A 23,007-nucleotide genomic window follows, 5' to 3' on the forward strand; every position below is an offset into this window, starting at 1 on the left:
GGTTCTTCCCGCCCGGCAACGGCTTTGAGAAGTGCCTAGGCCGTGCCGATGGAGGGCCGAACGAAGGGGGGCTCATTGTGCTGGTGCGTGCCCGCTCGCGTACACGACCGGGTGGGGAACGGTCAGGGTGCCGTCCGGCTTGCGCATGGTGGTGTCGAGCCGGTCGGCGACCTCGTTCGCGAGTTCCTCGCGCTCCTGTTCGCCGAGCATCTGCCACAAACGCCGCATCCCGTGTGTCTGAGTCCACCGGACCCACTGCATACCGGAGTCGAGGACGAGCTGCCGGTCCTCCTCCCACACCGTGATGTCGGTGAATCCGGCCTGCCGGAGCGTGCTCGCGGCCAGCTTCTGGGAGGCCAGCCAGTTGTTGCGGACGTTGCTGTACGGGCAGTCGTAGCCGTCGGGGTCCTTGGGGTCGACCAGGTGCGGGAAGAGCAGATCGTGCACCGGCTCGGGGAGGAAGCCCCATTTCTCACCCGGCTTCAGGATGAACGAGGGGGCGCTTACGGCGAATCGTCCTCCTGGGCGCAGGAGCCGCGAGTAGGGCTCGAGGTCGGCCGGTCCGTAGGTCCAGATGAAGATGCTGAAGCTGCCGATCACTACGTCGAAGTGCCCCGGCGGGAAGCCCGGTGACTGACCGTTGGCCACCTGGGTGGTCACATGGGTGAAGCCGTGTTCCCGTGCGTCCCGCTCGGCGTAGCTGACCATGTTCTCGGCGATGTCGATACCGATGACCTCGCCTTCCGGGCCGGTGGCCGCGGCTGCGGGCAGCAGGGCCGCGCCACGTCCGCAGCCGACGTCCAGTACGCGGTCCCCGCGCCCGATCGCCGCGAACTCGACCAGGTTCCGGCCGATGGGACCGAAGAATTCCACACCACCCTGGTCGTACTCCGCGGCCGTGGTGTTGAAAATGCCGTGCATTTCCGCGGTGCTTTCGGGACCTGCCATGCGAGTGCCTCCGTTACTCGGGGCGCCGAGCGCCCGACAACACGTCACATCGTGCGGCAGGCCGCATGACGACGTCTGGTCATGGTTTCTGAGGCCGGCGCCGGCGGCTGAGGCCGGTGCCGGCTGTGCCAGTAACCGTGAGTCGGCCATCAGGAATCCCGGATTCCTCTCCCGGCTGGGAGAGATCAGGAATCCTCGATTCCCTCGCCAACAGGGAGAGGGCGGGAATACTCGATTCCGCCACCGGTCGGTACCGATCAGGAATCATGGATTCCTCTACCAGCCGGGAGAACTGAGGTCGAGAACCGTCAGAAACCCGTTTCCGGTCTGATTCGGGTACGGTAACCGGGGCATCAGGGGCTGTCAACGAATATCAGGAGGAGCGGCCCCTGCCAGCGGGAATCCACGGGGTCGCCTGGTCGTACGTGCGCGGAACAATGTCTCCGGCCGGGCACCGATCAGGCCCTGCATGAAAGCCGCCTACGGAACATCGTGAGTGGGGGAAAATTCGTGGAGGCCGACGTGACAGATGATGCCGCAGGGAGGAACGAGCTGGTCGTTCCGCTCCCCGTCATGACTCTCTGATTCGTGCGCCAGTGCTGGAATTCCACGCACCTGACCAGGAACTTCGCTCTTGCCGGGGCTGCCGTCATGGGGTTCCGGAATACGTCGGTGGACGGTCTTTGCCGACTGCCGAACCCGCACCGAACGGGACGCCGAAAAGCTCTGCATAGTTGAGTAAATCTGGAGAAGTCGGACACTTGACGTCGGCTTGACGAGACAACTACTTTCTGTGCAAGGCCCCATGGCGGCACGGGGGGAGTGCGTGATCCTGACCGCCATTCGAGGGGCTGTCATGAAGAGTCGGGGGACTGTCATGAAGAAAATCATTTCCGGGGGATCGGTCGCGGCTCTTCTGTTGGCGGCCGTTTATGCTGCCGCTCCCGCTTCCGCCCAGCGGCCCGCGGCAAACGAGCGGACCGGCGCCACGACGCAGACGGGAGCCCGCGAGGCCGTCTCGTCCGGTGCCGATACTCCTGCTGAGGCGATAAAGGCCATGAGCAGGATGATCAAAGCCAAGGACGTGGACGGAGTCGTCGCCATCCATGAGCCCGAGGCCGCTCTTGTCGAACGGAACGGCTCAACCATCAGGGGATTGGCGACGATCCGAGAATTCTACGTGGAATGGTTCAAGTCGAACCCGCAGCTCACGGTGCACCCTCGTAGCACCGTCATCTCGGGCGGGAAGCGCGGAGGCGGCGGCAAGGTTCGTGGCCGCACGGCAGTCACCATGGGTGACTACGTGCTGGAGCAGACAGGCCCGGACGGTAACCGCGTCAGGTACACGGGGTACTTCTGCAACACGCTGCACGAGCAGCCGAACGGTACGTGGCTGTACATCCAGGACAACCCGTACCCGCCCATCCCCGGAACCTGATCCGAGGATCTCAGGGCTCTCTCCGCTTCGTCGTCTCCGCAGGTCACAAGTCCGCAGTGGTGGGACAGAGGCTTCACGCAAGCTCCGACCGCTGTGGCGGCGCTCGCGTCTTCCCTGGGTCCGACTGACTGGCCTGTGACAGCTTTCCGCCGTACCGCCGGTCTGTTTCTTCGCCGTACCCCCGCGCCCTCGGCTTCGGTATCGCCGTGGCTGCCGGGGGACACCTCGCCGGGCTCAGCACGGCAGGCACAAAGTCGAGTTCTCGGCATGTCATGAGTTTGGAGCAAGCATGAATGTCATCTCGGTCGCCCGGGAGCAGCCTCCATGGGAAGGAACCGTAGAGGTCGGGCAGGTCCGGGACCTGCTCGCGGCGCTTCCCCCGCTCGTGCAGAGCGAGTCGTTGAGCAGGCTGCGGAGGTTACTCGCGCGGGTCGCCTCCGGGAAGGCGCTGGTGGTGCAGGCCGGCGACTGCGCGGAGGATCCCGCGGAATGCACGGCGGAGGACGTGGAACGAAAGGCGGGGCTTCTCGGCCTGCTCGCCAGGGTCATGGAGCAGGCCACGCGGCAACCGGTGATGCGGGTCGGCCGGATCGCAGGGCAATACGCCAAGCCACGGTCGGCGCCCACCGAGTGGATCGACGGGGCCGAGATCCCGGTGTACCGGGGCCACATGGTGAACAGCCCGGAGCCGGACCCCGCGAAACGCCGATCCGATCCCTGGCGCCTGTTGGCAGGCTACTGGGCGGCGAGTGAGGTGATGACCCACCTCGGCTCGCCGTCCCCCGCAACCATCGATCCGCCTCTGTGGACCAGCCATGAGGCGCTGCTGCTCGACTACGAACTCCCGATGAAACGCCGGGACCGGGTGGGCCAACTCGCGCTCACCTCCACCCACTGGCCGTGGATCGGTGAACGGACCCGTCAACTCGAAGGCGCACACGTCGCGTTGCTGTCCGACGTGGTCAATCCTGTGGCGTGCAAGATCGGGCCGAAGGCGGAGGTCGCCGAACTGCTCGGGCTCTGCGCGCGGCTCGACCCGGAACGGGAGCCGGGCAGGCTCACACTGATCGCCCGGATGGGCGCGGACGCGGCCGCGGACGTACTACCGCCGATGGTGGAGGCGGTGCGTGCCGCCGGGCACCCGGTGATCTGGATGGTGGACCCGATGCACGCCAACACCGTGCTCACCTCCGAAGGACGCAAGACCCGGGTCGTGGACACGCTTGTCCGCGAGGTCGCGGAATTCCAGACCGCCGTGCACAAGGCCGGCGGCGTCGCGGGCGGCATCCACCTGGAGACCACCCCCGACGACGTGACCGAATGCGTGGAGACCCAGGACGACGTCGGGGGAGGCGGAGACACATACACGACGCTCTGTGACCCCAGGCTCAACCCCCGGCAGGCCGTCTCGGTGGTCTCGGCCTGGCGGCCGACGACGGAGCAGGTCTGAGGAGGGGAATGACCGTCCTGGCCTCCGACTTCCTGCCAACGCTCCCTCGAATCGGTACTCACCCAGGACAGGGCGAGCATTCTCACCGCCCCGCTGCCGCCGCTGATGGACACCGGGGAGGTGCCGACCGCGTGAACGTCGCGGCCTTGAGGACCTGCGACCGTCCGACCAACCGCTGAGGCGCGGTCATGCTCCGGGGTCTGCAGCCGCACCGGCCGCCCCGACGGCGCCGAACCGGGCCACCTGCAAGCAAGAGGGGTAATCGATGTGTGGACTTACCGGCTGGGTCTCGTTCGACAGGGATCTGGTGCAGCACCAGGCAGACCTCGACGCGATGACAGCGACCATGGCCTGCCGGGGGCCGGATGACGAAGGCACATGGTCCGACCGGCATGCGGCCCTGGGGCACCGAAGACTGGCGGTCATCGATATCGAGGGCGGCACCCAGCCCATGTCGGTGCGCACCGGCGACGGCTTGGTGACGATCGTCTACACCGGCGAGGTCTACAACTTCACCGAGCTGAGAGCCGAACTGGTCCGCCGCGGCCACCGGTTCCGGACCCGCAGCGACACCGAGGTGGTGCTCCACGGCTACCTGGAGTGGGGCGAGGCCGTGGCCGAGCACCTCAACGGCATGTATGCCTTCGCCGTCTGGGACGCCGGGGCCGCGAAGCTCCTCCTGGTCCGTGACCGGCTGGGCATCAAGCCGCTCTACTACTTCAGCACCGACGACGGGGTGGTCTTCGGCTCCGAACCGAAGGCGATTCTGGCCAACCCGCTGTCCGACCGCACCGTCGACCTCGACGGCCTGCGCGGGCTGTTCGGTTTCACCCAGCCGCCCGGGGCCGCTGTGTGGCGCGGCATGCGCGAGGTGGTACAGGGCGGCATGGTCGTCGTCGATCGCGCCGGACTGCGTGAACGCCGCTACTGGACCCTGCGGACGCGGCCCCACACCGATGACCAGCAGACCAGCGTCGATACCGTTCGCTCGCTGCTCGAAGACATCGTGAGCCGTCAGCTCGTCTCCGACGTGCCGCGTTGCTCGCTGCTCTCCGGGGGACTGGATTCGAGCGTGGTGACGGCGCTGGCCGCTGCCGAGTGTGACGAGCAGGTGCGCAGTTTCGCGGTCGATTTCGTCGGACAGGCGGACAACTTCGTCGGTGATGACCTGCGTGGCACTCCCGACGCGCCCTACGCGCGAGAGGTGGCGGCGCACGTCGGTTCGCGGCACGAGGCCATCGTGCTCGAACATTCCGCGATGGCCGACCGGGAGGTACGCCGCGCGGTGATCACCGCGCGCGACAGCCTGTTCAGCATGGGCGACATGGATACGTCGCTGTACTTGTTGTTCCAGGCCATCCGTGAGCACTCCACGGTCGCCCTGTCCGGGGAGTCCGCCGACGAGGTCTTCGGCGGTTACAGCTGGTTCCATCACCCCGTCGTGCAGGCAGCGGATACGTTTCCCTGGATGGCGGTCCCCGTCAGCGGTGCGCGAGCCCAGGTGTCGGACCGGTTCAACGCCGACATCACCGCGGCCCTCGATCTGCCCGACTACATTCGGGACCAGTACGCCGGCGCGGTATCCGAGGTCGAGCCGGCCGGGGGAGAGAGCGAGCACGAAAGACGGATGCGGGTGATCTGCTACCTGTATCTGACCCGCTTCGTCCGCATGCTCCTGGAGCGCAAGGACCGCATCAGCATGGCTGTCGGGCTGGAGGTCCGGGTCCCTTTCTGCGACCACCGGCTCGTCGAGTACGTCTACAACACCCCTTGGTCGATGAAAGCGTTCGACGGAAGGGAGAAGAGCCTGCTGCGCGCCGCGACCGCGGATCTGCTCCCGCGGTCCGTGTTGCAGCGGGCGAAGGCGCCCTACCCGGCCACACGCGATCCCCTGTATGCCGGCGCTCTGCTCCAGCAGGCCAAGGAGCTGCTCACCACCGACGATCCCGTCTTCGACCTCGTCGAGCGCAGCCGGTTGGACGACATCGTGCGGCGGGGTTCCGCCACGATGCCCATCGGTGACCGCAACCGTATTGAGCAAGTGCTCGATATGAGCGCGTGGCTGGACATCTACCGCCCTCACCTCCGGCTGTCCTGACCCGGCCGGACCCTGTGCCGTGACGAAGGGTCAAGCGCGACGGCACCCCGACCTGAGACTCTGTTCCCTCATCGGAAGGACCATCCCTCATGACCCATCGCTACACGGTCGTCGACTGCTTCACCGAAACCCCGCTGTCCGGCAATCCGGTCGCCGTTGTCTTCGACGCCGGGGACCTGACCGCGGACCGTATGCAGGCGATCGCCAAGGAGATGAACCTTTCCGAGACGACGTTCGTCCTGCCTGCCCGCGAGGGAAGCGACTACCACGTCCGTGTCTTCACCCCGGTCAACGAGTTGCCGTTCGCAGGTCACCCGCTGCTGGGGACCGCGGTAGCCCTCGGTGGATCCGTCGACGGGGACCGGCTGCGGTTGGAGACCAAGATGGGCGTGATCCCCTTCGACCTGGAGCGCACGGGCGGCCACGTGGTCGCGGCGACGATGGAGCAGCCGACCCCGACCTTCTCCAGGTTCGAGCGGGAGGATGAGTTACTGGCGGCACTGGGGCTGGACAGCTCCACCCTCCCGGTGGAGATCTACGTCAACGGGCCCCGCCATGTCTTCGTCGGCCTCCCGAGCATCGAGGACCTGGCGGCACTCCGCCCCGACCACCGGGCGCTGGCAGCCTTCGAGGACATGGCGACCAACTGCTTCGCCGGATCGGGGACGCGCTGGCGCAGCCGCATGTTCTCCCCGGCGTACGGGGTGCAGGAGGACGCGGCCACCGGCTCCGCCGCCGGCCCGCTCGCCCTGCACCTGGGACGGAACGGACGTATCGGGTTCGACACCTGGATCGAGATCCATCAGGGCGTCGAGATGGGAAAGCACTCAGTGATGCGGGCCCGCGCGGAAGCGGGGGGCCGCGCTCTGGTTTCCGGTGAAGCCGTACCCGTTGCCGAAGGAGTGATCCATGTCTAGCCAGTACGAAACCCTCACGGGTCCCGCGGATCCGGACTTCCCGGAGTACGACAACCCGCCGCCCGAGCCTTTGAAGCTGGCGGCCCAGTGGCTGGCGTCCGCCATCGACACCGGTGTGCGCGAACCCAAGGCTCTGGCCCTGGCCACCGCCGACCGCCGCGGCCGCCCTTCCAGCCGGACGGTGGTCGTGCTGGAGATCGACCAGCACGGCTTGCGTTTCAGCACCCACTCCACCAGCCGGAAGGGCCGGGAGATCGCCGAGAACGGCTGGGCGTCCGGGCTGCTGTACTGGCGGGAGACCGCCCAGCAGCTGATCTTCTCGGGGCCGGTCGTACGACTCGATGCGGCCGAGGCCGATCGTCACTGGGAAGCGAGGCCGGCACCCCTGCGTCCGATGTCCACCGTCTCCTGGCAGAGTGACCGGCTGGACGATCCCGAGGCGATGCTGAAGGAAGCCGAACGTCTGACACCACTCCAGGAAACGCTGGCACGGCCCGACCGGTTCGCCACTTATCGGCTGGAACCGACGTCGGTGGAGTTCTGGGCCTCGTCCTCCTCCCGCCTGCACCGCAGGCTCCGTTACGACCTCACCGAGGACGGCTGGCGGACCGTCCGCCTCCAGCCCTGATCCCCGTCCGAGGGCCATGGGGTGGGTCAGGGCCGGCGCAACCGGTAGCCACGGGGCGTGGCGTGGAATCCTGCCCCCTCGAGCAGGCCGGCGACCGGTGTCTGGTGCACCGGCGTACCGTCGGCCCGCTCTATGGTGAGGGTGGTGAGAGTTCCGTGCTGTACGGCTGACGCGAGCGCTTCGATCGCGCGCCCCGGGTCCTCGACAAAGGTGAGAAGGGTCTTTCCGCCGCGCTCCAGGTAGAGGGCGAGCCGACCGCCGTCGAGCACGACCAGGGCACCGGCCTTGCGTCCAGGCCGGTGATCGGGGCGGGTTCCCTCCTCGGACGGCCAGGGCAGTGCCGCGCCGTACGGCTGCGCCGGGTCCGTGGCAGCCAGGACCACGCATCCCTCGCCGGGGCTGTCGGCCCGCAGCCGGTCGACCGCTCCGGCGAGGGCGAACTGTGCCCCGCCGAGCCCTTCCACGAAATAGCCCCGGCGGCAGTGCCCGTTCTCCTCGAACGCCCGCAGCACCGGATAGACGCCCGCGAAACCACCGGGCAGGCGTTCGGCGGCGATCGCGCCCCGGGTGAAGACACCGTGCCGGTTCAGCAGCACCTCGGTCCGGGCTCGGGCGCGCTCTTCCGGACGGTCGGCCGGTTCGGGAAGCCGCCACCAGCGTCCGGCGGCGGTGGGCGGGCCGCTGCGGGACGGAAGTACGACCCGTCGCGACCTCGTCCGCGGCCGGTGTGCGGGGCGTCCGCCGGAGAGCGTCGCCCGCAGTGGTGCGAGGGTGTCGCCGGTGATGTGGCCCGCCCACACCAGGTCCCACAGGGCAGTGACCAGCGCCGCGTCGCCGACCGGTGCGTCATCGGCGGTGACCTGGCCGGACAGGGTGCGGAAGAAGTGGGCGCCGCTGGTGAGGGCGGCGAGGATCTTCTCGTGCAGCGGCGTGAGGGCGATCTCCTCCGGTGAGGGCAGCAGAAGGGGCGCGGTGTCCGAGAAGTAGAGCGCGACCCAGCCGTCGGCGCCGGGCAGCGCGCCGTGTCCGGCCCAGACGACGTCGCCCGCGGCGGTGAGTTCGTCCAGCAGTGCGGGGGAGTAGCCGGGCACCCTGGCGGGCAGTACGAGTGTCTCCAGGGCGGATGCGGGTACCACCGCGCCCTGCAACTGCTCGATCGCCGCTATCAGCGCGTCCATCGCGGGGATCCGGCGGGATTCCTTGCCGGCGTGTATGCCGTGCCAGCGGGGAGTGAAGACGGCGAGTTGCTCCGGCGGCACCGGTTCCACCTCGTGCCGGAGTTTCGCCAGGGAGCGACGGCGGATCAGCCGGAGAACCTCGGCGTCGCACCACTCCTCGCCGCGGCCTCCGCCACCCGAGGTCGGGAGGAACCGTCCGGCGACGACACGGTCGCCGAGCCGGTTGAGGGTATCGGTCACCACGGCGACGCCGACGCCCAACCAGGCGGCCACGTCGGCGGAGTGGAAGGGCCCGTGGGTGCGCGCATACCGCATGACGAGATCGCCGAGCGGGTCGGCCGAGGGTTCCAGGAACGCCTGGGGGATGCCCGGCGGCAGCGGCACGCCGAGGGCATCGCGGAGCCGGGCGGCGTCCTCGGCGGCGGCCCACCGGTCCTCTCCCGCGATCCGTACCCGGATGGCGCGGTGCCGGGCCTCCAGCTCGGCCATGAAGGGGGTCCCGTCCTCCAGGGGGCCGTGGGTGCGGAGCAGGTCGGCGGCGTCTTCCAGGTCCCTCGGCACCCGGAGGGCGCGTTCGACCCCGACCTGCTCGACCACCTCGGGATCGAGGAGATCCCGCAGGTCGGACTGGCCGAGCAGCTCGGCCAGCAGCGCGGAGTCCAGGGTGAGCGCCTGGGCTCGGCGTTCAGCGAGCGGGGCGTCCCCTTCGTACATGAACGCCCCGACGTAGCGGAACAGCAGAGAGGCCGCGAACGGCGAGGCAGTGGGTGTCTCGACGCCGACCACCCGGATCCGGCGGCTCGCGATGCCGCGCATCAGCTCGACCAAGCCGGGCATGTCGAAGACATCCCGCAGACACTCCCGCATGGCCTCCAGGGTGATCGGGAACGAGCCGTATCCCTCCGCCACGGCGAGCAGCTGGGACGAGCGCAGCCGCTGCTGCCACAGGGGGGTCCGCTTGCCGGGACGGCGGCGCGGCAACAGCAGCGCCCGCGCGGCGCACTCGCGGAACCGGGAGGCGAACAGCGCGGAACCGCCGAGTTCGGCGGTGACGATCCGCTCGATGTCATCGGGTTCGAAAACGGCGACATCGGCCGGGGGCGGTTCGGCGGAATCCGAGATGCGCAGCATGATTCCGTCGTCGGCGTGCAGTACCTGGGAGTCGGCGGCGGCCCCGGTTCCGTACCGTTCCCGCAGCCGCTGCGCCATCGCCAGCGCCCAGGGGGCGTGGACCCGCGACCCGTAGGGTGAATGGATGGCGACTCGCCAGTCGCCCAGCTCGTCGCGGAACCGCTCGACCACGATCGTGCGGTCGTCCGGGACGTGGCCCGTGGCCTCGCGTTGCTCGCGCAGATAACCAATCAGATTGCCGACCGCGTACGCGTCCAGTCCGGCGGCGCGCAGCCGCTCGGCGGGATCCGCCGAGGAGGCGATCTCCCGCAGGAAAGCGCCGATCGCCCGGCCCAGCTCGGCGGGGCGGCCCGCGGTGTCACCGGTCCAGAACGGCAGCTTGCCCGGCTGGCCGGGTGCGGGGGTGACGAGCACCTGGTCGGCGGTGATGTCCTCGATCCGCCAGGACGACGCCCCGAGCACGAACACGTCCCCCACACGGGACTCGTAGACCATCTCCTCGTCGAGTTCGCCCACTCTGGACTTGCGCTCACCGACGAGGTAGACTCCGAACAGCCCGCGGTCGGGAATGGTGCCACCGTTGGTGACGGCGACCCGCTGCGCGCCCGGGCGGGCGGTGAGGGTGCCGGCGACCCGGTCCCACACGATGCGCGGCCGCAGTTCGGCGAACTCTTCGCTGGGGTAACGGCCGGCCAGCATGTCGAGCGTGGCCTCCAGCACACTGTGGGGGAGAGTGGCGTAGGGGGCCGCGCGTTTGATCACGGCTGCCAGCTCGTCGACGGTCCACACGTCCATCGACGTCATCGCGACGATCTGCTGGGCCAGGACGTCGAGCGGGTTGCGCGGATAGCGCAGCTCCTCGATGTCGCCGGACTTCATCCGCTCGGCAACGACAGCCGTGGGTATCAGGTCGCCGCGGTACTTCGGGAACATCAGCCCCTTGGAGACCGCACCCACCTGGTGTCCGGCTCGGCCGATCCGCTGCAGCCCGCCCGCCACGCTGGGCGGTGACTCCACGCAAGCCACCAGGTCGACCGCGCCCATGTCGATGCCCAGCTCCAGACTCGAGGTGGCTACCACGGCCGGCAACCGCCCGGATTTGAGGGCCTCCTCGATCTCCTTGCGCTCCTCCTTGGACACCGAGCCGTGGTGGGCGCGGGCCACCACGGCTGGAGAGGCCGTCACGGCTGGAGGGGCCGTCACGGCTGGAGGGGCCGCCGCGCCCTGCGCCCGCCCCGCCGTCCGCGCCGGGTCCGTGCCAGGCGGCTCGGTCTCCGCGGCCAGCTCATTGATCCGCCCGCAGAGCCGCTCGGTGAGGCGCCGCGAGTTGGCGAAGACGATCGTGGAGCGATGGTTCTCGATCTCCTCGAGCAGGTGGCGCTCGACGTGTGGCCAGATCGATTTCCGCTCACCCGACTCCGCGGCCTCGGCCATGTCCTCGACCGGCACCACGACCCGAAGGTCGAAGCGCTTGTCGGCCGGCGGCTGGACGACCGTGGCGGGGCGGGGGCCGCCGAGCCAGGCGGCCACCTCGACGACCGGCCTGACCGTCGCTGACAGTCCGATCCGCTGCGCGGGGCGGGACAGCGACACATCGAGCCGTTCCAGCGCCAACGCCAGGTGGGCACCGCGCTTGGTACCCGCGAGGGCATGGACCTCGTCGACGATGACGGTCTCGACATCCCGGAGCGTTTCCCGGGCCTGCGAGGTCAGCAGCAGGTACAGCGATTCGGGGGTGGTGATGAGGATGTCGGCGGCCTCCCGGAGGAACCGCTGCCGCTCCTTCGCGGACGTGTCCCCGGAGCGTAACGCGACCGAGATGTCCGGTTCCGGGGCACCGAGCCGCCGCGCGGTGTGCTTCATGCCGGTCAGCGGGGCCCGCAGATTGCGTTCCACATCGACGGCAAGCGCCTTGAGCGGCGAAACGTACAGCACGCGGCACCGCCTCGACTTCCGGCCCGGCCGACTGCCGGCTCCGTCGGCCCCCGGGGCCGTGCCCTGGGCGAGCCGGTCCAGCGACCACAGGAAGGCGGCAAGCGTCTTACCGGAACCGGTCGGGGCGATCACCAAGGTGTTCTCGCCGCGAGCGATCGCCTGCCACGCCTGCTCCTGCGCGGGTGTCGGCGCGGCGAAGGACGCGGTGAACCACTCCCGCGTCACCCGCGAGAACATCTCGAGTGCGGGCATGGGACCCATGGTGCCTCCCGATCTGTCCGGACGTCTGACGATGGTTTCGGCCGGTCATGGGGCGGTGAGCCTTGGTGCCGCCATGAACGTCCGTATGGCACCGGGCACATGACGTCACGGCTGGACGAGGCGCTCTCGCAGGAAGCGGCCCGTGTGGCTCCCGTCGACGGCGGCCACCTCCTCCGGGGTGCCGGCGGCGATGACCGTTCCACCGCGTGAGCCTCCCTCCGGGCCCATGTCGATGATCCAGTCCGCCGTCTTGATCACGTCGAGATTGTGCTCGATGACGATGACCGTGTTGCCGGCGTCCACGAGCCGGCCGAGCACCCCGAGGAGCCTGTTGACGTCATCGAAGTGCAGGCCGGTGGTCGGCTCGTCGAGCACGTAGACGGTCCGGCCGGTGGAGCGCTTCTGCAACTCCGCGGCGAGCTTGACGCGCTGCGCCTCCCCTCCGGAGAGAGTGGTGGCGGGCTGGCCGAGCCGGACGTAGCCCAGTCCTACATCGTCGAGGGTCTGCAGATGACGTTTGATCGCCGGGATCGGGCCGAAGAACTCCAGAGCCTCCTCGACCGGCATGTCCAGGATGTCGGCGACGGTCTTCCCTTTGTAGTGGACCTGGAGGGTCTCCCGGTTGTACCTGGCTCCGTGGCAGACCTCGCACGGCACATAGACGTCCGGCAGGAAGTTCATCTCGATCTTGACGGTGCCGTCTCCGGAGCATGCCTCGCATCGACCGCCCTTCACATTGAAGGAGAACCGGCCGGGTCCGTATCCGCGCACCTTCGCCTCGGTGGTCTGCGCGAAGAGCTTCCGCACGTGGTTCCACACGCCCGTATAGGTCACCGGGTTGGAGCGCGGCGTGCGTCCGATGGGCGACTGCTCCACATGGACGACCTTGTCGACCAGCTGGGTGCCGGTGATCCGGGTGTGCTTGCCGGGGACGACTGTGCGGGCTCTGTTCAGCTCCCGGGCGAGCGCGTTGTAGAGGATGTCGTTGACCAGAGTCGACTTGCCGGAGCCGGAGACGCCCGTGACGCAGGTGAGGACACCGAGCGGGAACTCCACGTCGATGTCCTGGAGGTTGTGGGCGCGAGCGCCCTTCACCACCAGCGCGCGCTTGCTGTCGCCGCTTCGCCGCTGCCGGGGTACGGCTATCGCGCGCCGGCCGGAGAGGTACGCACCGGTCAGCGACTGCTCGCAGGCCAGCAGCTCCTCCACTGTCCCCGAGACCACTACCTGGCCGCCGTGCTCTCCCGCCTCCGGGCCGATGTCCACCACCCAGTCCGCGGCGCGGATCGTGTCCTCGTCGTGTTCGACGACGATCAGCGTGTTGCCGATGTCCCGCAGGCGCTCCAGCGTCCTCAGCAGACGCTCGTTGTCGCGCTGGTGCAGTCCGATCGAGGGCTCGTCCAGGACGTAGAGAACGCCGACGAGTCCGGCTCCGATCTGCGTGGCGAGGCGGATCCGCTGTGCCTCGCCGCCGGCGAGCGAGTCGGTCGACCGGTCGATGGTGAGGTAGTCGAGACCGACATCGAGCAGGAATTCGAACCGCGTGTTGATCTCCTTGATCACCTGCTCGGCGATTTGCCGGTCGCGGTCCGACAGTTCGAGTGCTCCGAGGAATTCGGCGCACTCGCTGACCGACATCGCCGAGACCTCGGCGATCGACTTCCCGGCCACGGTCACGGCAAGCGAGGCCGGTTTGAGGCGGGCGCCCTGGCAGGCCGCGCAGGGGATCGCCCGCATGAACCCCTCGTAGCGCTCCCGGGTCAGCTCCTTGTCGGTGCCGGAGTGCCGGCGCTGGACCCAGGCGATGACGCCCTCGAAGTCGGCGTCGTACGAGCGCTGCCGGCCGAAGCGGTTCTTGTAGGACAAGTGGACCTGCTCGCTGTGGCCGTGCAGGATCGTCTCCCGCACCTTCGTCGGCAGCTGCTCCCAGGGCGTGTCCAGGTCGAACCCCATGGCCTTGCTCAGCGCCTCCAGCATGCGGTCGACCAGGAGGCGGCCGAAGTATTCGCTCACGGGCCCGCCCGACCACGGCGCGATCGCCCCGCCGCTGAGCGTCTTCGACGGGTCGGGGATGATCAGCTCCGGGTCGACCTCCAACCGGTTGCCCAGGCCGGTGCATTCGGGGCAGGCGCCGAACGGGGAGTTGAACGAGAACGACCGGGGCTCCAGCTCCTCGAACGACAGGTCGTCGTGGGGGCAGTACAGGTGCTCGGAGTAGAGCCGCTCGCGGTGCGGATCGTCGTCCGCCCGGTCGATGAAGTCCAGGAGGATCGTCCCGCCGGAGAGCCCGAGGGCGGTCTCCACGGAGTCGGTGAGGCGGCGCCGTGCCGACTCCTTCACCGACAGCCGGTCGACGACGATCTCGATGTCGTGGTTTTCGTACTTCTTCAGTACCGGCGGCTCGTCGAGCCTGACCAGGGTGCCGTCCACCCGGGCCCGCGAGAACCCCTTGGTCTGCATCTCCCGGAACAGCTCGGTGTACTCCCCCTTGCGGCCGCGGATCACGGGGGCCAGCACCTGGAAGCGGGCGCCCGCGTCCTGTTCGAGCACCCGGTCGACGATCTGCTGCGGGGACTGCCGGGTGATGGGGCGTTTGCAAAGCGGGCAGTGCGACTTGCCGATCCGCGCCCAGAGCAGCCGCAGGTGGTCGTAGACCTCGGTGAGCGTACCGACCGTCGAGCGGGGATTCTTCGAGGTGGACTTCTGGTCGATGGAGATCGCGGGGGAGAGCCCCTCGATTAAGTCGGCGTCGGGTTTGTCCATCTGACCGAGGAACTGGCGCGCATATGCCGACAGTGACTCCACATAGCGGCGCTGGCCCTCGGCGAAGATCGTGTCGAAGGCGAGGCTCGACTTTCCGGACCCGGACAGGCCGGTGAAAACAATCATCGAGTCGCGCGGCAGGTCGAGGGTGACGTCTTTGAGATTGTGTTCGCGGGCTCCACGAACGACAAGGCGATCGGACACGGGAGACTCTCGTTCCTAGGAGGCGTCAGCAATGCGAACGGATGAGACCACACGGAGCGTGCACCGTATGAGCGTAGTCTCCGGCACTGACAGGGGCTCTCGTGAAAGCTTTCCGGGGCCCGCAAACGGACCGCACCACGCAGTCGCAAGTGGGCGCCCGTGGTCCGCTGGTTGAGGTAGACCGCCGTTGGCCACGAGTACGATTCCGGCGCACCAGGGAGCTTCGTGAGCGAGGACACCATCCAGGGACCGACCAGGGAACTGCTCGGCCACCTCACCGATCAGCTCGGCGGCGACCCCGTCTGGGCGGACGCGCTCGGCCGGCTCGGCAGCGGTGCTGTGTCACTGCACCTGGCGTTGCTGGCCGAGCCGTTCCTCAGTCTGCTGATGGACGGCAGCAAAACGATCGAGTCGCGGTTCTCGCGGGTGAGATGTGCCCCCTACGGCTGCCTGGCCGAAGGAGACGTCGTCGCGGTGAAGAAGACGGGCGGCGCGGTCGTGGGGGCGTTCATCGCCGGTCCGGTCGCCGGCTACCAGCTCACCGGGGACCGCATCGACGAGCTGCGCGAGCGGTTCGCCGCCCGGATCCGCGCCACCGGCGAGGAGTTCTGGGCCGAGCGCGCCGACTGCGCCTATGCCACCCTCGTCGAGGTCTCCCACCTGCGGTCTCTTCCCGCGATCGCCTTCCCCAAGAAGGACCGCCGGGGCTGGGTCCTGCTGCGCGGTCGCCGGGCAAGCCCCTGAACGCGCTCAAACACACCACAGCACTGCGGTCCCGCTGTCCGGCAGCGAGGACGGGCACGCTCGGCGTGTGAGCGGCGGCGTGGTGGATCTCGGCGGTGCGGCGGCGGGTGTACTCGACGGCCGGCTTTCGGCGCGGCGCCGACGACGCCGTTCCGGGCGGGCGTGCTCGCAAGATGGTGCTGCCGGCTCACATGGTGCCGATGATTCAGCTCGCCCGGCCGGACAGTCGCTTCTCCTCGGCTTCGAAGGTGCGCAGCAGATCGGCCGCGACGCTCACGGCGATGGTCGCGGGGTCCTTGCCGGTGATGTCGGCCAGCCCGATCGGGGTCTTGATCCGGTCGATGGCGGTCTCGCCGTGACCGCCCTCGTCGGCGAGGCGCTTGCGGAAGCGCGCCCACTTGGCGGCCGAGCCGATCAGCCCGATGGAACCGAGATGGGACGTGCGCAAAGCGGCGTCGCACAGGGCGGCGTCCTCCGCGTGATCATGGGTCATGATCAGGACGTGGGTGCCGTGCGGCAACTGCTCCAGCACCTCTTCGGGCAGCAGGGGCGTGTGGTGCACGTGGACCTGTGCCACCGCGTCCGCCAGCACGTCGAGCCGCTCCTCGGTGAGGAGGTCGGAGCGGGTGTCGATCAGGTGGAGGTCGAGGTCCTGGCGTGCCAGGACGCGTGCCAGTTCCAGGCCGACGTGCCCGACGCCGAAGATCGCGACCGCTCGTACCACCGGCAGCGGTTCGAGCAGCACCGAGACCGTGCCGCCGCAGCACTGCACGCCGTGCTGGTTGGTGACCTTGTCGTTCAGCGCGAAATCGATCAGCTCCGGCTCCGGAGCGGCGGCGGCCATCATCTCCCGGGCCCGGTCGATCGCGACGGCCTCGACGTTGCCGCCACCGATCGAGCCCCACGTCCCGGAACGCCCCACGACGAGCTTGGCACCGGCGTCACGGGGGGCGTGGCCGCGCACGGTCGCGACGGTCACCAGCACGCCCGGTTCCCGGCGTGCTCGCAACCGCGCGACCGCGGCGACCCATGTCATGTCAGGCACCGCTCGGCGCTTTCGCGTCGGTGGCGGCCCGGGACGCGCCGTGGGCGGTGTGCCCGTCTCCGGCCTGTCCGTTCGCGCCGCGTCCGTTCCCGGCGTGGCCGTTGGCGGCGGAGCCGCCGCGGGTCTGGCCCTCGCGGGAGGCATCACCCTGGCGGGCGGCCTGGATCGCCCAGTACACCGCCTCCGGCGTAGCGGGCGAGGCCAGCTCGACGGCGACCCCGCTGGGTCCGAACGCGGCGGCGGCCTGCCGCAGCGCTTCCCTCACCGAGAACGCCAGCATCAGCGGAGGCTCGCCCACGGCCTTGGAACCGTATACGGCGCCCTCCTCGGTGGCGTTCTCCAGCAGGGTGACGTTGAACTCCTCGGGCATCTCCGAGAAGCTCGGCAGCTTGTAGGTGCTCGCGGCCTGGGTCAGCAGCCGGCCGCGGTTCGGCCCGTCACTGACGTCCCATCGCAGATCCTCGAGCGTCAGCCAGCCCGCGCCCTGTACGAAACCGCCCTCGACCTGACCGATGTCGATCAGCGGGGAGAGGCTGTCGCCGACATCGTGGACGATGTCCACCCGCCGGATGCGGTAGGCGCCGGTGAAGCCGTCCACCTCGACCTCGGCCGCGGCGGCGCCGTAGGCGAAGTACTTGAACGGGGAGCCGTGGAACGTCCTGGCGTCCCAGTGCAGGCCCTCGGTCCGGTAGAAGCCGGCCGCGGACAGCTGGACCCGCTGGAAGTACGCGGTGCGCACCAGGTCGTCCCAGGCCAGCTCCTTGTCGCTGCCCAGGGCGCGCGCGACGCCCTCGACGACGCGCACGTCCGAGGCGTTCGCACCGAGCTGGGTGGCGGCCACCCGCGACAGCCGCTCGCGCAACTGCTCGCAGGCGTTCTTCACCGCGGCACCGTTGAGGTCGGCCCCTGAACTGGCTGCCGTGGCGGAGGTGTTGGGCACCTTGTCGGTACGCGTCGGGGCGAGCCGCACCTTGTGCAGGGGGATGCCCAGTGTGGTCGCGGCGACCTGCAGCATCTTGGTGTGCAGCCCCTGGCCCATCTCGGTGCCGCCGTGGTTGATCAGGACCGAGCCGTCCTTGTAGATCAGCACCAGCGCGCCGCCCTGGTTGAAGGCGGTGAGGTTGAACGAGATGCCGAACTTGATACCGGTGACCGCGAGCGCCCGCTTGGTGTGCGGGTGCGCGGCGTTGAAGGCGGCGATCTCGCGCTTGCGGTCGGCGATGCCGGCGCTCTCGTGCACCTGCTGCCAGGTGACGGCGATCCGCTCGGGGTGGGTGACCGGCTGCCCGTACGGCGTCGACTGTCCCTGGCCCGGCCGGTAGAAGTTGCGCTCCCGCAGCTCCATGGGGTCCAGACCGAGCCGCGGCGCGCACCGGCCCAGGATGTCCTCGATCACCAGCATGCCCTGGGGGCCGCCGAAGCCGCGGAAGGCGGTGTTGGAGACCGTGTGGGTCTTGGCGATACGACCGGCGACGCGCGCGTTGGGGATCCAGTAGGTATTGTCGATGTGGCACAGCGCGCGGGCCAGCACCGGCTCGGACAGGTCCAGGCTCCAGCCGCCGTCCGCGGTCAGCGTGGCGTCCAGGGCCTGGATGCGGCCGTCGGCGTCGAAACCGATCTTCCATTTGGCGTGGAACCCGTGGCGCTTGCCGGACATCGTCAGGTCCTGCGTCCGGTTGAGCCGGAACCGGACCGGCCGGCCGGTCAGCTTGGCGCCCAGTGCGGCGACGGCCGCGAAACCGTGCGGCTGCATCTCCTTGCCGCCGAAGCCGCCGCCCATCCGCAGGCACTGCACGGTGACCTCGTGGCTGGGTACGCCGAGCACGTGCGCGACGATGTCCTGGGTCTCGGAGGGGTGCTGGGTGCTGCTCTGGACGAACACCTGCCCACTCTCATCGACCTGGGCCAGCGCCGCGTGCGTCTCGAGGTAGAAGTGCTCCTGGCCGGAGAACTGGAACTCGCCGGTGAACACGTGCGCGGAGTCGGCGAAACCGGCGTCGATGTCACCGGTGGCCATCACCGGCTGGGCGCCGTGATAGCTGCCCGCCGCCATCGCGTCCTGGAGCGTGACCAGGGAGGGCTGTTCGTCGAGTTCCACCTCGACGGCCGCCGCACCGAGCCGGGCCGCCTCCAGGGTCTCGGCGAGCACCCAGGCGACCGCGTGGCCGTGGAACATGACCTCGTCGGGGAACAGCGGTTCGTCGTGCTTCATACCGGCGTCGTTGACACCGGGCACGTCGGCACCGGTCAGCACCCGGACCACGCCCGGCACCGCGAGCGCCGGCTCGGTGCGCAGCGCGGTGACCCTGCCGTGGGCCTTCATGACCTGGACCGGATAGGCGTGCAGCACGTCCTTGGTGCGAGGGACCAGGTCGTCGGTGTAGAGCGCGGCACCGGTGACGTGCAGGCGGGCACTCTCGTGCGGCATCGCCACGCCGACGAGGGGCTTTTCGGGGCGCTCGGACAGCTGGCTCATGACGGCACCGCCTCGGTGGTTCGTGCGTACAGCTTCAGCAGGCTCTGACCGAGCATCGCCGCCCGGTAGTCGGCGCTGGCGCGGTGATCGCTCATCGGCGTGCCCTGGGCGCGCAGCACCTGGGCGGCGGCCTCGACGGTCTCCGGCGTCCACGGTTCGCCCTCCAGGGCGGCCTCGGCCGGCAGGGCGCGGATCGGGGTGGCGGCCACACCGCCAAGGCCGATGCGTGCCTTGCGGACGATGCCGTCCTCGATGTCGAGCGCGAAGGCGGCCGCCACGCTGGAGATGTCGTCGAAGCGCCGCTTGGCGATCTTGTGGAAGGCCGTGACCGGTGACAGCGGCAGCGGGACGCGTACCGCGCGGATCAGCTCGTCCGGACGGCGCACGCTCTGCCGGTAGCCGGTGAAGTACTCCGCCAGCGGGACCTCGCGCTCACCGTCGGCGTCGGCGAGCACCACCGACGCCTCCAGCGCGAGCAGCACCGGCGGGCTGTCACCGATGGGGGAGCCGGTGCCCAGGTTGCCGCCGAGGGTCGCGCCGTTGCGGATGAGCCGGGAGGCGAACTGCGGGAACAGCTCCGCCAGTAGCGGGACGCTGCCATCGAGCCGGCGTTCGATCTCGGTGAGGGTGAGCGCCGCCCCGATCTCGATGCGGTCGGGCTCGACGCGCAGCTCCCGCAACTCGGGCAGCCGGTCGAGGGCGACCACGCAAGCGGCCCGGCGGGAGCGGATGTTCACCTCCACACCCCAGTCGGTGGAGCCGGCGACCACCACCGCGTCGGGCCGCTCGCGCAGCAGCCGCAGCGTCTCGGCCAGCGTGCTCTTGCGCACGAACGCGCTGTCGTCCCGGGTGTACTCGGTGGTGACCGGCGCGGGCGGTGACTGCTCACGCCGCCGCGCCAGCGGATCGTCGTCGGTGGGTTCCCCGACGGCGAACGCGGCGTCGCGGATCGGGCGGTAGCCGGTGCAGCGGCACAAGTTTCCGCTCAGCGCGTGCAGGTCGAAACCGTTCGGACCGTGCTCGGCGTCCGCGCTGTCGGACGGCTCCGTGTGCGCGCAGCGGTCGGGCCGGTAGTACTCGGCCGCCATGCTGCAGACGAAACCCGGCGTGCAGTAGCCGCATTGCGAGCCGCCGCGGACCGCCATCTCCTCCTGCACCGGGTGCAGGGCGGGCGGCACACCGGGCTCGTCGGCCCTGGCGAGGCCCTCGGAGGTGACGATCTCCTGACCGTCGAACGCCGCGACCGGGACCAGGCAGGCGTTGACCGCCACCCAGTCGGTGGGCTTGGTCACCCCGGGCCGGGCGACCAGGACCGAACAGGCACCGCATTCACCCTCGGCACAGCCCTCCTTCGTGCCGGTGAGGCCACGCTCGCGCAGGAAGTCCAGCACTGTGGTGTGCGGTGCGGCCGGTGAGATCGGGGTTTCTGTCCCATTGACCGTGACCCGCGCAGGTCGATTCATCATGTTCGCCAATTTCAGGCAGCTTTCTGTGTTCAGACGCGCCACGTGGGAGGAGCGGACGCAGGACGACACGTAGCGACGACGTGTCAGCAGATGATGGCGGGAAACCCGGAATGCGCCGTGGAAGGGCACATCAGAACGGCGTGCTCAGCAGCCGTGCGCGATCCGACCCGGAACCCAGACCGTGCGGTGGGCGAGGCGACACAGATCAGAGCTGGTGTTCATCCGCTGGTCGCCTCCTTCCGGTGATGAGGGGTCGGGCGTCCACCGCAAAGTAGTGGCTGGGGTCACTACGGTCAAGAGGCCGACCCCGCACTTCCCAGTGTGCAACAGCGGGCCCCAGGACGCTCGCGCGCGAGGAGTCCTACGGGCGAGAAGTGAGGCGTGACAGCGCTCGGCACCAGATTGGCTACTGTGTGCAATCGAACGAAGCCGATTCCCGGCGCCGCTCACGCACGCCGCGCCGATCTGTCACCCAAGAGAGTGACATGTACGTTTTAGTGGGTTTGCCGCGTTTAGCTTGACCGCCGCTGCCGATGCTCTTTGTGGTGAGCCGGCTGGGGGGAGAGACATGTGGAGGCGGCGCAGGACTGTCGGGCGGGGCTGTACCGGGCCAGAGGCTGGTGGCGTCCCGAACGGCTCGATGACGTGGTGCTGTGCCACGCCCCCGGTGCGGGGGAGCGGCCGGCCGTACTGGGACGGCGACCGCTGACCCATGCCCAGCTCGCCTCCGCCGTGGACGCGGCCACGGTCCGGCTGGCGGAACTGGGGCTGAGGGCACCGCACCCGGTGCTGGTGCAACTGCCCAACAGCGTCGAGATGCTCGTGCTCAGCCTGGCGTTGATGCGTATGGGCTGTCCGCCGATCCTGGCGCACCCGGCGCTGAGGGAACACGAACTCGCACCCCTCGTCACCGATCTGGCTCCGGTCGCGGCGGCCGTGCCGGGCCGCACCAGGCTGGGTGATTCCCCCGCGATGGTGCGCGAGCTGCGGCGGCACCACCCGGGACTGACCACGACGTTGGTGCTGGACGGCGAGGGCGGTGACGCGGATCTCCACGACCTGCTGCGCCCGGGCCCGCCTCCTGCCGACCGAGTGCACCGCGCGGCGCCCGAGGACGTCGCCCTGTACTTCCTCTCCAGCGGTACGACCGGCCCGCCCAAGGCGATTCCGCGCAGCCACGAGTCCCTCGGGTTCGTCATGCGGCACGCCGCGGTCGCCGCCGGGCTGGGCACAGAGAGCGTCTATCTGGCGGCCCTGCCGACCACACACAGCTTCTCCTTCGCCCACCCCGGGATCCTGGGGGCGCTGGCCCAAGGCGGTGCGGTCGTCCTCGCGGAGTCGGGGGACGTCGAACTGGTGCTGGAGCTGGCCCGGGCGGAACGGCCCACGCACTGCGCACTCGTCCCCGCCCTCGTCGAGCAGTTGCTGGCCCGAGCGCCCCACCAGTCGGCACCGCCGCCCCCTGGGCTCGTCCTCCAGGTCGGCGGCGCGCGTCTCGCCCCGGCGACGGCGCGGCGCGTCCACGCGGAGCTGGGCTGGCGGCTCCAGCAGGTGTACGGCATGAGCGAAGGGCTGCTGTGCTTCACGCGGCTGGACGATCCCGGGGAAGTCGTCGCCGGCACCCAGGGCCGGCCGATCGCGCCCGGCGACGAACTGCTGGTCGTCGGAGAGGACGGGCGTCCCGTGCACGGCCGGGAGCAGGGGGAGCTGTGGACGCGGGGCCCCAGCACGATCACCGCGTACGCGGGCAGGGCCGCGCGGGAGGCGGGCAGGTTCGGGCCGGAGGGGCACTACCGCACGGGCGATCTGGTGCGCCTCACGCCTGACGGCAACCTGCTGGTGACGGGCCGCGCCAAGGACGTCATCAACCGGGCCGGGGAGAAGATCGCCGCCGACGACGTGGAGGCCGTCATCGGACGGCATCCGCGGGTGCGCGAGGTGTCCGTCGTCGGCTTCCCGCACCCTCTCTACGGGGAGGCGACCTGCGCGGTGATCGTGGCCGAGCCCGGGACGGCACGGCAGGCGGCTTCCGAAGCGGCGGAGCCGGCGGCACAGCGACCGCCGGGGCAGCGGCCGGTTCCCCCGCCCCTGACGCTCCGTCAATTGCGTGCCTTCCTGCACACCGAAGGGCTCGCCGCGTTCAAATCTCCCGACCGGCTCCTCGTGGTGGGGAAGCTGCCCCGCACCGGCATCGGCAAGGTCGACAAAGCAGCCGTCCGGCGCCTGGTGCACGGGGAAGGGGAGCAGGCCGCTCCCAGCAGCCAGACGATCGCGCCCTCCTGAGCGGTGCCCTCTCGCCGTTCCCCTCTCCTCCCCACCCCTTTT

General features: G+C 69.6%; 13 protein-coding genes. 7 read left to right on the forward strand and 6 right to left on the reverse strand.

Annotated features, from left to right (window positions below; all coding sequences use genetic code 11):
* Window positions 1-72: 72 nt before the first annotated feature.
* On the reverse strand, window positions 73-948 hold the full coding sequence (locus FM076_RS31395; RefSeq protein ID WP_173874210.1) for a class I SAM-dependent methyltransferase: 876 nt from the start codon (window positions 946-948) through the stop codon (window positions 73-75).
* Between the two features lie 826 nt (window positions 949-1,774).
* On the opposite strand from FM076_RS31395, the gene FM076_RS31400 reads away from it, so the two are divergent.
* The 5 genes from FM076_RS31400 to phzG all read left to right on the forward strand — a co-directional run bounded on the left by FM076_RS31400 (window position 1,775) and on the right by phzG (window position 7,479).
* Window positions 1,775-2,386 carry a nuclear transport factor 2 family protein gene (locus FM076_RS31400; protein WP_207730280.1) on the forward strand — a complete coding sequence of 204 codons (612 nt, stop codon included), beginning with the start codon at window positions 1,775-1,777 and terminating at the stop codon, window positions 2,384-2,386.
* A 289-nt stretch (window positions 2,387-2,675) separates the two neighbouring features.
* Complete coding sequence (locus tag FM076_RS31405; RefSeq protein ID WP_173874212.1) at window positions 2,676-3,836, forward strand: 3-deoxy-7-phosphoheptulonate synthase; 1,161 nt, start codon at window positions 2,676-2,678, stop codon at window positions 3,834-3,836.
* 265 nt (window positions 3,837-4,101) lie between these two features.
* On the forward strand, window positions 4,102-5,934 hold the full coding sequence (gene asnB, locus FM076_RS31410) for an asparagine synthase (glutamine-hydrolyzing) (protein ID WP_173874213.1): 1,833 nt from the start codon (window positions 4,102-4,104) through the stop codon (window positions 5,932-5,934).
* An 89-nt stretch (window positions 5,935-6,023) separates the two neighbouring features.
* Window positions 6,024-6,851 carry a PhzF family phenazine biosynthesis protein gene (locus tag FM076_RS31415; RefSeq protein ID WP_173874214.1) on the forward strand — a complete coding sequence of 276 codons (828 nt, stop codon included), beginning with the start codon at window positions 6,024-6,026 and terminating at the stop codon, window positions 6,849-6,851.
* Window positions 6,844-7,479 carry a phenazine biosynthesis FMN-dependent oxidase PhzG gene (gene phzG, locus FM076_RS31420; RefSeq protein ID WP_173874215.1) on the forward strand — a complete coding sequence of 212 codons (636 nt, stop codon included), beginning with the start codon at window positions 6,844-6,846 and terminating at the stop codon, window positions 7,477-7,479. Before FM076_RS31415 ends, phzG begins: the two co-directional genes overlap by 8 nt.
* Before the next feature lie 26 nt (window positions 7,480-7,505).
* On the opposite strand, the gene FM076_RS31425 is transcribed toward phzG, so the two are convergent.
* Together FM076_RS31425 and uvrA are read right to left on the reverse strand one after the other, a co-directional pair.
* A complete protein-coding gene (locus FM076_RS31425) occupies window positions 7,506-11,984 on the reverse strand; it encodes an ATP-dependent helicase (RefSeq protein ID WP_202034937.1) in 4,479 nt (1,492 codons plus the stop codon).
* A 105-nt stretch (window positions 11,985-12,089) separates the two neighbouring features.
* Window positions 12,090-14,951: an excinuclease ABC subunit UvrA gene (gene uvrA, locus FM076_RS31430; RefSeq protein ID WP_173874217.1), complete on the reverse strand. Its 2,862-nt coding sequence runs from the start codon at window positions 14,949-14,951 to the stop codon at window positions 12,090-12,092.
* 225 nt (window positions 14,952-15,176) lie between these two features.
* Between uvrA and FM076_RS31435 the strand changes: the two genes are divergently transcribed.
* On the forward strand, window positions 15,177-15,695 hold the full coding sequence (locus FM076_RS31435; protein WP_173874218.1) for a hypothetical protein: 519 nt from the start codon (window positions 15,177-15,179) through the stop codon (window positions 15,693-15,695).
* Window positions 15,696-15,900: 205 nt separating this feature from the next.
* Here FM076_RS31435 and xdhC read toward each other — a convergent pair whose 3' ends face one another.
* From xdhC to FM076_RS31450, 3 genes are read right to left on the reverse strand one after another with little or no spacing between them, the layout of a single operon-like run.
* Window positions 15,901-16,731, reverse strand: a complete 831-nt coding sequence (gene xdhC, locus FM076_RS31440; RefSeq protein WP_173874219.1) for a xanthine dehydrogenase accessory protein XdhC — start codon at window positions 16,729-16,731, stop codon at window positions 15,901-15,903.
* Window position 16,732: 1 nt separating this feature from the next.
* Window positions 16,733-19,216, reverse strand: a complete 2,484-nt coding sequence (xdhB, locus tag FM076_RS31445) for a xanthine dehydrogenase molybdopterin binding subunit (RefSeq protein WP_173874220.1) — start codon at window positions 19,214-19,216, stop codon at window positions 16,733-16,735.
* Window positions 19,213-20,682, reverse strand: coding sequence for a xanthine dehydrogenase small subunit (locus FM076_RS31450; RefSeq protein ID WP_428815116.1), 1,470 nt, complete (start codon window positions 20,680-20,682; stop codon window positions 19,213-19,215). Before FM076_RS31450 ends, xdhB begins: the two co-directional genes overlap by 4 nt.
* A 570-nt stretch (window positions 20,683-21,252) precedes the next feature.
* On the opposite strand from FM076_RS31450, the gene FM076_RS31455 reads away from it, so the two are divergent.
* Window positions 21,253-22,965: an AMP-binding protein gene (locus FM076_RS31455; RefSeq protein WP_173874221.1), complete on the forward strand. Its 1,713-nt coding sequence runs from the start codon at window positions 21,253-21,255 to the stop codon at window positions 22,963-22,965.
* The last annotated feature ends 42 nt before the right edge of the window (window positions 22,966-23,007 follow it).

Origin of the sequence: Streptomyces albus subsp. chlorinus, from assembly GCF_013302895.1 — a bacterium.
In the GTDB taxonomy this organism is placed as follows: domain Bacteria; phylum Actinomycetota; class Actinomycetes; order Streptomycetales; family Streptomycetaceae; genus Streptomyces; species Streptomyces chlorinus.

What these genes read in the sequence shown, in the direction of transcription:
- FM076_RS31395 (WP_173874210.1), bottom strand. Translation starts at nt 948, where the DNA reads ATGGCAGGTCCCGAAAGCACCGCGGAAATGCACGGCATTTTCAACACC.
- FM076_RS31405 (WP_173874212.1), top strand. Translation starts at nt 2,676, where the DNA reads ATGAATGTCATCTCGGTCGCCCGGGAGCAGCCTCCATGGGAAGGAACC.
- asnB (WP_173874213.1), top strand. Translation starts at nt 4,102, where the DNA reads ATGTGTGGACTTACCGGCTGGGTCTCGTTCGACAGGGATCTGGTGCAG.
- FM076_RS31415 (WP_173874214.1), top strand. Translation starts at nt 6,024, where the DNA reads ATGACCCATCGCTACACGGTCGTCGACTGCTTCACCGAAACCCCGCTG.
- phzG (WP_173874215.1), top strand. Translation starts at nt 6,844, where the DNA reads ATGTCTAGCCAGTACGAAACCCTCACGGGTCCCGCGGATCCGGACTTC.
- FM076_RS31425 (WP_202034937.1), bottom strand. Translation starts at nt 11,984, where the DNA reads ATGGGTCCCATGCCCGCACTCGAGATGTTCTCGCGGGTGACGCGGGAG.
- xdhC (WP_173874219.1), bottom strand. Translation starts at nt 16,731, where the DNA reads ATGACATGGGTCGCCGCGGTCGCGCGGTTGCGAGCACGCCGGGAACCG.
- xdhB (WP_173874220.1), bottom strand. Translation starts at nt 19,216, where the DNA reads ATGAGCCAGCTGTCCGAGCGCCCCGAAAAGCCCCTCGTCGGCGTGGCG.
- FM076_RS31450 (WP_428815116.1), bottom strand. Translation starts at nt 20,682, where the DNA reads ATGATGAATCGACCTGCGCGGGTCACGGTCAATGGGACAGAAACCCCG.